This window comes from Gemmatimonadales bacterium, from assembly GCA_036265815.1.
Lineage (GTDB): Bacteria > Gemmatimonadota > Gemmatimonadetes > Gemmatimonadales > GWC2-71-9 > CAVVWJ01.
Window position 1 is genome coordinate 82,812 of sequence record DATAOI010000092.1, and the last position, 12,101, is coordinate 94,912.

General features: G+C 70.6%; 13 protein-coding genes. All 13 read left to right on the top strand.

Features of this window, described 5'->3' with window-relative positions:
• Positions 1-4 precede the first annotated feature (4 nt).
• The gene (locus VHR41_18635; protein ID HEX3236215.1) at positions 5-1,195 is read left to right on the top strand and encodes an acetyl-CoA C-acetyltransferase; all 1,191 of its coding nucleotides are present in this window, start codon (positions 5-7) and stop codon (positions 1,193-1,195) included.
• The gene (locus tag VHR41_18640) at positions 1,195-1,770 is read left to right on the top strand and encodes a biotin transporter BioY (protein HEX3236216.1); all 576 of its coding nucleotides are present in this window, start codon (positions 1,195-1,197) and stop codon (positions 1,768-1,770) included. Before VHR41_18635 ends, VHR41_18640 begins: the two co-directional genes overlap by 1 nt.
• Positions 1,767-2,651, top strand: coding sequence for a type II CAAX endopeptidase family protein (locus tag VHR41_18645; GenBank protein ID HEX3236217.1), 885 nt, complete (start codon positions 1,767-1,769; stop codon positions 2,649-2,651). The genes VHR41_18640 and VHR41_18645 overlap by 4 nt, the downstream gene beginning before the upstream one ends.
• Positions 2,648-3,499, top strand: a complete 852-nt coding sequence (locus VHR41_18650) for a 3-hydroxybutyryl-CoA dehydrogenase (GenBank protein HEX3236218.1) — start codon at positions 2,648-2,650, stop codon at positions 3,497-3,499. The genes VHR41_18645 and VHR41_18650 overlap by 4 nt, the downstream gene beginning before the upstream one ends.
• Positions 3,499-4,566 (top strand): Glu/Leu/Phe/Val dehydrogenase, encoded by a 1,068-nt coding sequence (locus VHR41_18655; protein ID HEX3236219.1) that lies wholly within the window; start codon positions 3,499-3,501, stop codon positions 4,564-4,566. The genes VHR41_18650 and VHR41_18655 overlap by 1 nt, the downstream gene beginning before the upstream one ends.
• Before the next feature lie 58 nt (positions 4,567-4,624).
• The gene (gene rpiB / locus VHR41_18660) at positions 4,625-5,071 is read left to right on the top strand and encodes a ribose 5-phosphate isomerase B (protein HEX3236220.1); all 447 of its coding nucleotides are present in this window, start codon (positions 4,625-4,627) and stop codon (positions 5,069-5,071) included.
• Complete coding sequence (gene glyA, locus VHR41_18665) at positions 5,068-6,351, top strand: serine hydroxymethyltransferase (GenBank protein HEX3236221.1); 1,284 nt, start codon at positions 5,068-5,070, stop codon at positions 6,349-6,351. Before rpiB ends, glyA begins: the two co-directional genes overlap by 4 nt.
• Before the next feature lie 24 nt (positions 6,352-6,375).
• On the top strand, positions 6,376-6,762 hold the full coding sequence (locus tag VHR41_18670) for a Minf_1886 family protein (protein ID HEX3236222.1): 387 nt from the start codon (positions 6,376-6,378) through the stop codon (positions 6,760-6,762).
• A gap of 27 nt (positions 6,763-6,789) precedes the next feature.
• Positions 6,790-6,984: a hypothetical protein gene (locus VHR41_18675; GenBank protein ID HEX3236223.1), complete on the top strand. Its 195-nt coding sequence runs from the start codon at positions 6,790-6,792 to the stop codon at positions 6,982-6,984.
• Positions 6,985-7,002: 18 nt separating this feature from the next.
• Positions 7,003-8,556, top strand: coding sequence for an NAD(P)H-hydrate dehydratase (locus tag VHR41_18680; protein HEX3236224.1), 1,554 nt, complete (start codon positions 7,003-7,005; stop codon positions 8,554-8,556).
• A gap of 130 nt (positions 8,557-8,686) precedes the next feature.
• Positions 8,687-10,264, top strand: coding sequence for a hypothetical protein (locus VHR41_18685; GenBank protein HEX3236225.1), 1,578 nt, complete (start codon positions 8,687-8,689; stop codon positions 10,262-10,264).
• A complete protein-coding gene (thiL, locus tag VHR41_18690; protein HEX3236226.1) occupies positions 10,261-11,226 on the top strand; it encodes a thiamine-phosphate kinase in 966 nt (321 codons plus the stop codon). Before VHR41_18685 ends, thiL begins: the two co-directional genes overlap by 4 nt.
• Positions 11,227-11,333: 107 nt before the next feature.
• A partial coding sequence (locus VHR41_18695) for a phosphopyruvate hydratase (GenBank protein HEX3236227.1) occupies positions 11,334-12,101 on the top strand: 768 nt, incomplete at its 3' end.

Sequence of the window (12,101 nt, forward strand, 5' to 3'; positions counted from 1 at the left end):
CGCCGTGTCCGATAGCACTACCCCCGTCATCGTCTCCGCCGTCCGCACCCCGATCGGTCGGTATCTCGGCGGGCTCTCGTCGTTCACTGCCCCGCAGCTTGGCGCGCTGACCATCCGGGAGGCCGTGTCCCGCGCACGGGTGGACCCGGCAGCCGTCGAGGAAGTCATCATGGGCCAGGTGGTCCAGGGCGGCAGCGGCCAGGCACCGGCGCGGCAGGCGCTCATCCACTCCGGGCTGCCGGCCGCGATCCCCGCGCTCACCATCAATAAGGTCTGCGGCTCTGGCCTCAAGGCGGTGATGCTGGCCGCGCAGGCCATCAAGGCGGGCGATGCCGAATGCATCGTAGCCGGTGGGCAGGAATCCATGTCCAGCGCGCCCCACTACGTGTACGGCATGCGGAGCGGGATCAAGGCCGGCAACCAGACCATGGTCGATGGCATGATCCACGACGGCTTGTGGGATTCCTTCGGCTGCTGTCATATGGGTGAGTACGCCGAGTATACGGCCGACAAGGCGGGCGTCACCCGGGAGGAGCAGGACCGATACTCCTACGACAGCCATCGGAAGGCCGTGGCCGCCATCGAGGCCGGAAAGTTCACCGCCGAGATCGTGGCCGTGACGGTGCCGGGAAAGGCCGGGCCGACCACGGTGGCGATCGACGAGGCGCCGCGGAAGGACACCACGCCCGAGACGCTCGCCAAGCTCAAGCCTGCATTCCGCAAGGATGGGGGCAGCGTGACGGCCGGCAACGCCCCGGGTCTCAATGATGGCGCCAGCGCGCTGGTGGTCACCTCGCTCGGGTTCGCGCGATCGAACGGCCTCACGCCGATGGCGCGAATCACCGGATATGCCACCGGTGGCGGCGAGCCGCGCGATCTCTTCTTCGCCCCGGTCATCGCGGTCCGCAACCTGATGAACAAGTCCGGCGCCCGGATCGGGGACTACGATCTGATCGAAGCCAACGAGGCATTCGCGGTCCAGGCCATCGCCGACGGCCGGGAGCTGGGCTGGGACTGGGACCGGGTCAACGTGCATGGGGGGGCGGTCGCGCTGGGGCATCCGATCGGCGCCAGCGGGGCTCGCGTGCTCACCACGCTGCTCCACGCCCTGCGCGACCGCGGGGGCCGCACCGGCCTCGCCACTCTCTGTCTCGGCGGCGGCAACGCCGTTGCCCTCAGCGTGGAGCTGATCTGATGACTATCGAATCGCGGCAGGTTCCCGTCACGGCTGAGCCCGCGCGGAGCGCGGTCCTCCGCCGGGCCGTCGCCATCGGACTCGGGGCGCTCTGCGTGGCGCTCGCGGCCCAGGTCTCCGTGCCTGTCCCGCTCAACCCGGTGCCGATGACCCTGCAGCCGCTCGCGGTGCTTGCGGTGGGCGGGCTGCTGGGCGCCTCCGGCGGCCTGGCGGCGTTGGTCACCTACCTGGCGCTCGGCATGGCGGGGCTCCCGGTCTTTGCCGGCGGCTCCGCGGGTGTCGTTCATTTGTTGGGACCGACCGGCGGATACCTGCTGGCGTTCCCGCTCGCTGCGGGCCTGGTCGGCGTGCTGGTGGGCCGGCGATTCGGTGTGTTGCGGGTGCTTGCCGCGTGCGCTCTCGGCATGGTGGTCATTCACGTCGGTGGTGTCGCGCAGCTTGCGCTGCTCGGCGGCGATCCGGCCCTGGCGTTTCGCATCGGGTTCGTTCCCTTTTTGACTGGTGACCTGCTCAAGGTCGGACTCGCGGCCGCGGTGATCCTCGGCGCAGGCCCCGCGGTGCGCGCGCGCCTTTGACCATCGCGCCGACTCCCCGACGGCCACGACCTGTCCTCTGGGCCCTTCTCGGCGTCGTCGGTTTCTTCCTGCTCGGCTTTCTGTTGTTCCTGCTGGGCTTCCTGCCGTTCGCCGGCCGCCTGACCCACGGCATCTCGCCCGAGGATCTGGCGCGGCATCCCTCGCCGACATTCGCGCTGGTGCAGGGCATCGGGCTGCTGGCCGCCTTCGGCGCGTCCACCTGGGTGGTGGGCTCCAAGGCGTTCCATCTAAGCCTGCGCGATCTCCGCTGGCGCTCCCGTCTGGGCTGGCTGGCCGGAATCGGCGCGGGTCTGGTGCTGGGCATCCTTCCCGCCGCGGCGGCAATGACCCTGGGGGTGTTCACCGGTGGCGCGTCCTGGGTGCGGGATTCCGGCTCCCTGGTGGACTACGCCGGAAGCGTGAGCAGGACGCTGCTCCTGCTGGCTCCGGCGGCGCTCAGTGAGGAGCTCATGTTTCGTGGACTGCCCCTGGTCCTGGTCGCCCGCGCCTTCGGGCGGCCGGCTGCCATCGTGGTGCTCTCGCTGCTCTTCGCGCTCGCCCATGTGGACAATCCCGACGTCTCGGTGCGGGCACTGGGCAACATCGCGCTGGCGGGGATCCTGCTGTCGCTGGCGTTCTATTCGCCGGGCGGCATGTGGACGGCGTTCGGCGCGCACCTGGGCTGGAACGGCACGCTGGCGGCGCTGGGCGCCCCGGTGAGCGGGCTGCCGTTCCAGATCCCGCTGGTCGACTACACCATGGGCGGACCGTCGTGGCTCACCGGCGGGAGCTTCGGCCCGGAGGGCGGGCTCCTCAGCACGGTAGCCATCACCGCCACCATCGTGCTGGCCGCGCAGTGGATCCGAAAGGACCCGACATGAGCAGCGCCGCCGTCGTTGGAGCGGGCACCATGGGGAACGGCATCGCCCACGTGCTGGCGCAGCACGGATGGAGCGTCGCCCTGATCGACACGGTTCCCGACGCGCTCGAGCGGGCCACGGCGACCATCCGGGGGAATCTCGACCGCCAGGTGAAGAAGGGCACCATCGCGGCTGACGCGCCGGGCCAGATCCTGGAGCGGATCAGGACCGGCACCTCGCTGGACGAGGCGGCGGACGCCACGCTGGTGATCGAGGCCGCCAGCGAGAATCCCGCCGTCAAGTTCGAGCTGTTCGAGCGGCTCGACCGGATCTGCGCGCCGGAGGCGATCCTGGCCACCAATACCAGCTCCATTTCGGTGACCGAGATCGGGGCGCACACCGCCCGGGCGGGGCAGGTGATCGGCATGCACTTCATGAATCCGGTGCCGGTCATGCAGCTGGTCGAGGTCATCCGAGGCCACGCCACCACCGACCAGACCGCCCGGACCGTGATGGCCACCGCGGCCGCGCTGGGGAAGACCCCCGTCGAGGTGAACGACTACCCCGGGTTCGTCTCCAACCGGGTGCTGCTGCCGATGATCAACGAGGCGATCTTCTGCGTGATGGAAGGCGTGGCCGAGCCGGAGGCGATCGATACCGTCATGAAGCTCGGCATGGCGCATCCCATGGGGCCGCTGGCGCTGGCGGACTTCATCGGGCTGGACGTGTGCCTCGCCATCCTGGAGGTGCTGCACCGCGGGCTGGGCGACGACAAGTACCGCGCCTGCCCGCTCCTCCGCAAGATGGTGGCGGCGGGCTATCTCGGCCGAAAGAGCGGGCGCGGCTTCTACTCCTATCCCAAGAGCTGATGGACCTCCTCGAGCAGATGTGCGCCCTCGGGCACGAGCAGGTGCTCTTCTCGCACGATCCCTCCTGCGGCTACCTGGGTATCATCGCCATCCACGACACCACGCTGGGCCCGGCCCTCGGCGGCACCCGCTTCTGGCAGTACGGCTCGACCGACGAGGCCATCACCGACGCGCTGCGCCTGGCGCGGGGCATGACCTACAAGGCGGCTGTCGCCGGCATCAATCTGGGCGGCGGCAAGTCGGTCATCCTGGGCGACAACCGCCGCACCGATCGCGAGGCGCTCTTCCGCGCCCACGGCCGGTTCGTCGAGACGCTGGGCGGCCGCTACATCACGGCCGAGGACATCGGCACCAGCCCGGCCGACATGGAGTACATCAAGCTGGAGACCGATCACGTGGCCGGACTCCTGGGGCTTTCGGGCGATCCGTCGCCGGTCACGGCCTATGGGGTCTACGTCGGAATGAAGGCGGCCGCCAAGGTGCGATGGGGGAGCGACCGTCTCGCCGGGAAGACCGTGGCGGTGCAGGGCTGCGGCCACGTCGCCACCCACCTCTGCCGCCATCTCCACGCGGAAGGCGTGTCCCTGGTGGTGACCGACATCGATCCCGCCAGGGTCCAGCGGGTGGTGCAGGAGACCGGCGCGCGCGCCGTCGCGCCAGACTCGATCTACGATCAGGCGGCCGACATCTATGCCCCATGTGCTCTCGGCGCCACGGTGAACGACGCGACCCTGCCCAGGCTCCGGGTGGAGATCGTCGCCGGCGGGGCCAACAACCAGCTGGCCGAAGACCGCCATGGCGACCTGCTGGAGCAGCGGAACATTCTCTACGCGCCCGACTACGTGATCAACGGCGGCGGGGTCATCAACGTCTACGGCGAGATCCACCGCTGGCCGGCGGAGCGCTCGCAGAAGAAGGCCGGCGAGATTTACGACGCGCTGCTCCGGATCTTCGCCATCGCCCGGGAGGAGGGGATTCCCAGCTATCGGGCCGCCGACCGGCTGGCGGAGCAGCGGATCGCGGCGGTCGCCGGCCTGGACCGGATGTGGATGGGCGGGCGGCAATAGCACCACGCACGCGCGGGCCTCTCTCCCTGGCGCCTGATTTCTTGTACATTAGATGCAAATGCCCGAAGTGATTCCCATCGGATCGGACCACGCCGGCTTCCCTCTGAAGCAGCGTCTGGTCGCGGAGCTTCGGGCGCTCGGCTACGAGCCGCTCGATCTCGGGACCGATAGCGCCGAATCGGTCGACTACCCGGACTTCGCGCACGAGGTGGCGGCGCGGGTGGAGCACCAGGAGGCACGTCGCGGGGTGCTCCTCTGCGGAACCGGACTGGGCATGTCCTACGCGGCCAACCGGCACAGCGGCGTCCGGGCGGCGGTGGCATGGTCCCTCGACGTGGCCCGTCTGGCGCGCCAGCACAACGACGCCAACGTGCTGATCCTTCCCGCCCGCTACGTGAGCGAGCCGGAGGGAGTTGCGATCCTCAGAACCTGGCTGGACACCGACTTCGAAGGCGGACGCCACGGGCGGCGGGTGGCCAAAATCGATCAGGAGCATCTCGGATGAGCCTCGACCACAACGCATCGCTTCGCCAGGCCGATCCCACGGTGGCGCGGCTCATCGATCGGGAGCTACGCCGGCAGCAGAACGGGCTCGAGCTCATCGCCAGCGAGAACTTCGCCAGCCGCGCGGTCATCGACGCCATGGGCACGCCGCTCACCAACAAGTACGCCGAGGGGTATCCGGGCCGCCGGTACTATGGCGGGTGCGAGGTGGTGGACGAAGTGGAGCAGCTCGCCCTCGACCGGCTCAAGCAGCTGTTCGGCTCGGAGCACGCCAACGTCCAGCCCCATTCCGGCGCGCAGGCCAATTTCGCGGCCTTCATGGCGCTCATCCAGCCGGGCGAGACCCTCATGGGGATGTCGCTGCCTCACGGTGGCCATCTCTCGCACGGCGCGCCGGTCAACCACACCGGCCAGGTCTGGCGCGCGGTGCACTACGGGGTGAACCCCGCCAGCGGCCGGATCGATCCGGACGCGGTCCGCAGTCTCGCGCTCCGGGAGCAGCCCAGGCTCATCATCGCGGGCGGCAGCGCATACGCCCGGATCATCGACTTCGCCGCGTTCCGTTCCATCGCCGACGAGATCGGCGCGTTCTTCGTGGTGGACATGGCGCACTTCGCGGGACTGGTGGCCGGCGGTGTCTATCCCTCGCCGGTGCCTCACGCCCATGTGGTCACCAGCACCACCCACAAGACCCTGCGCGGCCCCCGCGCCGGTCTCATCCTCTGTCGCGCGGAGCACGCCAAGGCCATCGACAAATCGGTCTTCCCCGGCCACCAGGGCGGCCCGCTGCAGCACGTCATCGCCGCCAAGGCGGTGGCCTTCGGCGAGGCGCTCACGCCCGACTTCAAGGTCTACGCGCGCCGGGTGGTGGAGAACGCCCAGACTCTGGCGCAGTCCTTGGTGGATCGGGGGTATGCCATCGTCTCCGGCGGCACCGATACCCATCTCATGCTGGTGGACCTCCGTCCCAAAGGACTCACCGGCAAGGTCGCGGAGAAGACGCTGGGCGAGGCCGGCATCACGGTCAACAAGAATACGGTGCCCGACGACCCGCAGTCGCCTTTCGTCACCAGCGGCATCCGCCTCGGCACGCCTGCGTTGACCACCCGCGGCATGGGACCGGCCGAGATGGTCCGGGTGGCCGAGCTGATCGATCGCGCGCTGGAGCGTCCCGACGAGGCCACGCTCGCCCGCGTCCGGGGCGAAGTGGAGGAGCTGACCTCCGCCTTTCCGCTGTACCAGCCGGCGAAATCCGCCGGCCGGGTGCGGCGCACTGCCTGAGCGGCGGAGAAACCAGGAATTCCCGTGAACGAACTGCAGTTCGCCGATGATGTGCTCGCGCGGATCCGCGCGCGGGGCGGCCAGTACCACGAGCGCGCCTATCTGTTCGTGCTGGCCACCATCGAATATCTCCAGTCGCGCCTGGAGGCCCGGCGTCACGTGAGCGGGGCCGAGCTGGCCTGGGCCTGCCGGGACTTCGGCCGCGCGCAGTTCGGGCTGCTCGCGCCTCACGTGCTGGCCCATTGGGGGATCACCCGGACGGAAGACTTCGGCCGGATCGTCTTCACCCTGGTGGAGGTCAGCCTGCTGGTCACCCAGCCGGGCGACCAGGAAGAGGATTTCGAGCGAGTCTACGAGTTCGCGGATGCGTTCGGCGACGTCTACGAGTGGTCGGGCCTCCGCGGCGCCTGACGGCCGGGCTCGATAATCGGAGGGAGCATGGAGAAGATCGAGTGGCCGGCGTGCCAGAAGTGCTCTCAGGGAACGTTGATTCCACTCTCCGACTACGGACGTGAAGGCGCGCCCATCACCTACAAGGCGTGGGTCTGCACCAATCCCGATTGCGGCTTCAATCTTCGGATTGACAACGGAGAGATCTCCTTCGGCCGAACCATCGGACAGAGCTATAAATAGGCGGTTCGCCACGCCGCCATGCCACCCCTTCCGGTTGTTTCCCCCGAACAATCCGCCACCTGGGACCAGCAGGCCGTCGCGGCTGGCATCGACCTCGCCACCCTGATGGAGAGCGCCGGGCGCGCTGTCGCGGCGGTGCTGGCCGAGCGCTATGCCCATCGGCTGCGTGACGGCGTGCTGGTGGCCGCCGGCCCGGGCAACAACGGGGGCGATGGCTGGGTTGTAGCCCGGGCACTGCATCGCCTGGACGTCCCGGTCTGGGTCGCGCCCGCCGCTGCCGCGGGCTCGCCGCTCTGCCAGAAGATGTCGGCGCTCGCCAGAGCCGAAGGCGTGCGCGAGGTGGCTCCCGACGGTCCCTGGCCGGGCATCGGGCTCGGCGTGGACGCACTGCTGGGCACCGGTGCCTCCGGGGCGCCGCGTCCCGCGGTCGCGGGGCTGCTCGACCGGCTGCTCGATCTGGAGGTCCCGCTGGTGGCCGTCGACGGTCCCACCGGGGTCGATCTCCTCTCGGGAAACGTGCACGGCGCCACCCGCGCGGATTTGACCATCACCTTCGGTGGACTCCGCCGCGGACATCTGCTCGCCCGCGACGAGGTCGGCGCGCTGGTGGTGGTCGACATCGGCCACCCGCCCGCCGATCCCACCTGGCCCACGCTGGTCAGCGATCTCCAGGCGGCCGAGTGGATGCGGCACCTGCGGGCCCGGGATCACAAAGGCGACCGCGGGCGCGTGGTCGTGGTGGGCGGCGACGCCGGCATGACGGGCGCCTTGCGCATGGCCGGACGCTCGGCCTTCGGCGCGGGCGCCGGGCTGGTGCACGCGGTCGCGCCACCGGAAACGGTGGCGGCCCTGGTGCAGGCGGAGCCTGATCTGCAGACCTTCGCCCACCGATTCGACCAGGAGCCTTCCGCGGCACTGCTCGATCTCGTCGCCCGCGCCGACGCCGTCGTCATCGGTCCCGGACTCGGCCGCGAGCCCGGCCGTCGCGAGCTGGTGAGCGCGCTCGGCCGGGCGGCACGCGCCCTGGTGCTGGACGCGGATGCGCTGGTGGCCTTTCACGACGCGCCCGGCGCGCTGCGCGAGCTGGCCCAGGAACGACCGCTCGTGCTCACGCCGCATCCCGGGGAATTCCGCACATTGTTTCCCGCGCTGGCGCCGGTACGGGAGTTGGATCCCTGGGCGGCGGCGGCGGCGGCCGCGACAGAATCGGGGGCCACGCTCCTCCTGAAGGGCGTCCCCACCGTTGTGGCGGGCGCGGGGCGGCCGACGTTCACGGTGGCGGCGGGAAATCCGGGCCTCGCCACCGGCGGCAGTGGTGATGTGCTGAGCGGGCTGGTCGGTACCGCGCTGGCCCACGGACTCGCCGCCGACATCGCGGCGGCCTTCGGAGCCCAGGCGCTCGGCCGAGCGGCGGATCTCGCCGCCCGCCGCGTCTCGGCTCGATCGCTTCGGCCGATGGACGTGGTGGCCGCGCTGCCGGACCTCTGGCGCGAATGGGAAGTGCTTCGGCTCGCTCCGCCGGCCACGCGGCCGCCGGTGATGATGGAGTTGGGAAGGCCGCAGACGGTATAGGGTGAGGCAAGGTGGGGCAGGGTGGGGCAGAGTGAGGCAAGGGAAAACGGGCATTCCCCCACTTTGCCTCACCCTGCCTCACCTTGCCCCACCTTGCCCCACCTTGCCTCACCTTCATTACCTTCGTCTGATGCGTCATCTCATCAGCGCTCTCGCCAGCGCTCTCGCCCTGTTCGGGCTCGCGCATTCCGTCGCGGGCCAGACACCCAGCCGTGACTGGCCTCCAGCCGATCGGACGGTCATCGGGGACTTCACCCGCATCACCACTGTCGCCTCCGCGCTCGATCGCGTCTACGTCACCTCGCCCACCTCGCTGCTCATCTGGCATCCCCAGCTCCAACAATGGGAGGGCCCCTTCGATCCGCCCGACCTCGGGCTGCTCAACCGCGTATTCGCCTCCCTGGTCGATCCGCTGGACAACTCGCTCTGGCTGGCCCGCCCGGATGGATGGGTGCACTTCCAACCCGAGCTCCAGGTGTGGGACCGCGGGCTGGCCTCGGGCATCGTGGCCATCGCCTTCGACTCTGCCGACCCGGTGGCCGGTCTTTACCTGCGCACCCGGAGCGAGTGGCTGCTGGTGCCGCACGGCGGGATCGCCGCATCTCCCAGCCGAGCTCCGGCGCGGCCCGCAACGCCCGCCCGGGTCGACGACGTGCTGCGGAGCAACCCGACGCTCCAGGCGAATGCCGCCCAGATTCTGGTGGATCCCCGTCTCGGCGTGGTCCGGTTCACCGCGGCCGCGCGCGGCTTCGAGAACCAGGGCTGGTACCTGGGCACCTCGGGCGTGGGACTGCTGTACCTGCAGGATGGCGCCGCGCTGCCCGACCGGCTGCCGTTCGGGCTGCCCTCGTCCGCGGTGGGGGCAGTCTTCGGCGCGGCGGACGGCGTCTGGGCCGCGACCGACCGGACCCCGCAGGCCGACGCCGCGCTGACTTTCGTCGATCCGGAGCTGAAGCGGTTCCGCAGCCTGCACGGTCCCCCGGCGTCCGGCGTTCCGTTCACCCAGACACGCCATCTCGTCGGCCAGGAGAAGTCACTCTGGGTGGCCACCGATTTCGGACTGGCGCGCGTGGGGATGACGGACGGGCGGATCGACCTGGTGGACGCGAGCCGGGGCCTGCCGGACAGCCGGGTGTATGCCGTCGTCTCCCGGCAGGGGCGCATCACCGTTGGCACGGCCCGCGGCGTGGCTCGGGTGAACGATTCTCTCCGTGTCGATCGGGTGGCGCCGCTGTTCAGTGATGCCGCGCGCGCCGTTTTCCCCGCGGGAGACTCGGTGTGGGTCGGGACGGCGCGTGGCGTCCTGCTCGCGCTTCCCGGCGCGCGCGACCTGGTGCGCCCGGCGCCGCTGGCCACCGCCAGCCTGCAGCCGCCGATCATCGCGCTCGCGTCGCTGGGCGATACCGTCGTGGCGCTCACCCGGGATCAGCTCCTCTGGCTCGATCCCCGCACCGGTGCCTGGACCCTCGGGCCCAACCTCTCCGGGCTGCTGGGAGGGCTCCGGAGCTTCGCCGCCGATGGCGAGGGTTTCTGGGTCGCCGGCGAGCGCGGCGTTGGCTTCGCCCGGCTGGCGACCCCGCCACTCCTGTCGCTCCGCGAGGGCGATCTCCCCGCCGTCAGCAACGATCTCGCCGTCGACCGGGAGTACCTCTGGGTCGCCACCGATGGCGGCCTGGTGCGCTTCCGGCTCTCCGCCATCCGTCCATGACTCACACGGCCCTGGGCGCGGGTCGCGAGTTCGATCGCGTCCGCGCCATCGCGCGTGCCCTGGGTCAGTGGGCCGTCGCTCTGGGCGATGACTGCGCGCTGCTGGAGCCGGCCGAGGGCCGGCTCGCCGTGAGCACCGACGTGAGCGTCGAGGCGGTGCACTTTCGGCTCGAGTGGATGGGGCACGAGGAGATCGGCTGGCGGGCTGCCGCGGCGGCGTTGTCGGACCTGGCGGCGGAGGGCGCCACACCGGCGGGCCTCCTCGCAGCCGTGGTCGTTCCGGAGTCCGCCACCGACGAGCAGGTGACCGCGCTCATGTCGGGCGTCGGCGCGGCCGGCGAATCGGTTGGGGCTCCGGTGATCGGCGGTGATCTCTCATCCGGCCCCGGCTGGAGCGTCGCCGTCACGGTGCTCGGCTGGACCGCGCGGCCGGTGGGACGGCATGGTGCCCGCCCGGGTGACCTCCTCTGGGTCACCGGCGCGCTGGGCGGCGCGCGTGCTGCGCTCGCGGCGTGGCGTCGGGGCGATGAGCCGTCTGTCGAGGCGCGCGCCGCCTTCGCCCGGCCGGAGCCCCGCATCGAAGCGGGTCGCTGGCTGGCCGCGCACGGCGCCCACGCGATGATCGACCTGAGCGACGGGCTCGGCGGCGACGCAGAGCATCTGGCGGCCGGCTCGGCCGTCTCGCTGGAGCTCGCGCTCGAGGCCGTGCCGGTCGCGCCTGCCGCGGTAGCCGAAGCACGCCGGGCCCACGCGGCGGTGGAGACCTTCGCGGCGGAGGGAGGGGAAGACTACGAGCTGCTGGCCGCGCTGCCGCCGGCGTTCGGCGAGGCGGAGCGGGTCGCGTTCGAGCGCGACTGCCGTCTCTCGCTCAGCCGGATCGGCGCGGTCGGCGCCGGTCATGGCGTGCAGGCGCAGCTCCGTGGCGTGCCGGTCTCGCTGGGCGGATATCGTCACTTCGGCTAGCGCTCCGACGCTCGCGCGCGCCTTCGCGCGAGGCTTGCGCGAGGCTTGTTGACGCGGTTTCGGGGTGCGGCTAGGTTGCCCCGCGGTCCCCCTTACGTCGAGTCCTCATGAGCACCATCATCGAAGTTCACGCCCGGGAGATCCTGGACAGCCGGGGCAATCCTACCGTCGAAGCCGAGGTGGTGCTCTCCAGCGGCGCCCAGGGACGGGCCGCCGTGCCGAGTGGCGCCTCCACTGGCGAGCACGAGGCGGTGGAGCTTCGAGACGGCGACTCGCGCCGCTACGGCGGGAAGGGCGTGGTCGAGGCGGTGCGCAACGTGAACGACGTTCTGGGTCCCCGGCTGGAAGGCATGACCGCCGCCGATCAGATCGCGGTGGACGCCGAGATGATGGACGCCGACGGTACCCCCAACAAGAGCAAGCTCGGCGCCAATGCTCTGCTGAGCGTTTCCCTGGCCGTGGCGCGGGCCGCCGCGCAGGACTGCGGACTCCCGCTCTACCGCTACATCGGAGGGCCGATGGCCCGGGTCCTCCCGGTGCCGATGATGAACATCCTGAATGGCGGCGCCCACTCGTCCAACAACGTGGACGTGCAGGAGTTCATGGTGGTGCCGATCGGGGCGGAGACCTTTGCGGAAGGCCTCCGGTGCGGCGTGGAGGTCTTCCACGCGCTCAAGAAGGTGCTCACCAAGATGGGACTCTCCACCGCCGTGGGCGACGAGGGCGGCTTCGCCCCCATGCTGCCGTCCAACGAAGCAGCGCTCGATGTGGTCATGCAGGCGATTACCGCCGCGGGCTACGAGCCCGGGCGCGACGTGGCGATCGCCCTCGACCCCGCGGCCTCGGAGTTCTATCAGGACGGCGAGTACGTGTTC

Excerpts from the sequence above, each read along its gene's own strand:
- VHR41_18640 (HEX3236216.1), top strand. The coding sequence starts at position 1,195 with ATGACTATCGAATCGCGGCAGGTTCCCGTCACGGCTGAGCCCGCGCGG.
- VHR41_18650 (HEX3236218.1), top strand. The coding sequence starts at position 2,648 with ATGAGCAGCGCCGCCGTCGTTGGAGCGGGCACCATGGGGAACGGCATC.
- VHR41_18655 (HEX3236219.1), top strand. The coding sequence starts at position 3,499 with ATGGACCTCCTCGAGCAGATGTGCGCCCTCGGGCACGAGCAGGTGCTC.
- rpiB (HEX3236220.1), top strand. The coding sequence starts at position 4,625 with ATGCCCGAAGTGATTCCCATCGGATCGGACCACGCCGGCTTCCCTCTG.
- glyA (HEX3236221.1), top strand. The coding sequence starts at position 5,068 with ATGAGCCTCGACCACAACGCATCGCTTCGCCAGGCCGATCCCACGGTG.
- VHR41_18675 (HEX3236223.1), top strand. The coding sequence starts at position 6,790 with ATGGAGAAGATCGAGTGGCCGGCGTGCCAGAAGTGCTCTCAGGGAACG.
- VHR41_18680 (HEX3236224.1), top strand. The coding sequence starts at position 7,003 with ATGCCACCCCTTCCGGTTGTTTCCCCCGAACAATCCGCCACCTGGGAC.
- VHR41_18685 (HEX3236225.1), top strand. The coding sequence starts at position 8,687 with ATGCGTCATCTCATCAGCGCTCTCGCCAGCGCTCTCGCCCTGTTCGGG.
- thiL (HEX3236226.1), top strand. The coding sequence starts at position 10,261 with ATGACTCACACGGCCCTGGGCGCGGGTCGCGAGTTCGATCGCGTCCGC.